Source organism: Oleiphilus sp. HI0061 (genome assembly GCF_001635675.1).
Window position 1 is genome coordinate 1 of record NZ_LWFE01000433.1, and the last position, 1,051, is coordinate 1,051.

General features: G+C 45.7%; 1 protein-coding gene. It reads right to left on the reverse strand.

All coding sequences use genetic code 11. The features are described 5' to 3' along the window. On the reverse strand, positions 1-1,051 hold a 1,051-nt coding region (locus A3735_RS05780), incomplete at both ends, for an Ig-like domain-containing protein (RefSeq protein WP_197485695.1).

Here is a 1,051-nt window from a genome sequence, read left to right on the forward strand (position 1 = left end):
ACTACCGGGGGCAACGGTACGAATTAGTCCTGGGCTATCTACATTATTGTCGACAGTAATAAGTTGATTGTCTTCGCTTTGCCAGGTGACGAGGTGGGTGATGTCTTTAGTCGATGCATCGGTATATAAGCCACTTGCTTTGACTTGTTCTGTAAACCCAGCCGGAATACTTGTGTTATCGCTCGTCAGTGATATTGATTGAAGTGTCGCACTTGTTACTGTCACTAAACTAATACCACTGATTCCTTCTAGTTCGGCAGAGATCAGGGCTTCGCCTTCTGCATTAGCGCTGATAACCGGAGCGCTAGGGCTTTCTACGCTTGCAACAGTACTAGAGCTTGTGTTCCAGTTGGCCTCTTTACTGATATCAATTTGTTCTCCATCAGAATAGGAGCCTAAAGCAATGGCTTGTATTTGAAGCCCGTTAGCTAGGCTGATATTTCCTGGCTGAACTTCAATTGCGGTTAATACGGCGTCTTGAATGCTTAGACTAGTCGATATACTAATATCATCCAGGGTGGCGGAAATGTTTACGAATCCCAGTTCTAGTCCATTGACTAAACCTTCAGATAGCGCAGCGTTTGAAATAGAGCCTATTGCCGAGTCGCTCGATGTCCAGGTTACCTGTTCGGTGATGTCCTGAACTGAGCCGTCACTGTATGTTCCTTGAGCACTGAAACTTTGGCTTAGCCCCTTTGGTAGGGAGCTGTTAATAGGAAGAATACTTATATTGCTTAGTACTGCATTGCTTACCGTAACCGTACTGGCAGCATTATGGCCATCTAGCTCAGCACTCAGGCTTGAGCTGCCGATATCCAGTCCGCTAACAAGTGATGAGCCCGCTTCAATTGAGATTATTTCAGGAGAGTCAGCGCTCCAATTGACTTGGCTAGTAACATCTTGGTGGCTTTGATCAGTAAAAATGGCGGTGACGTTTACCTCGCTTTGAGTTCCTTTCGCTAGTGTGATCAATGGCGGGGTCAAAACCAGACTGTCGATTTGAGCCGGGCTGATAACAATGTTTTTTAACCCAGTTGTAGAGCCTTTAATA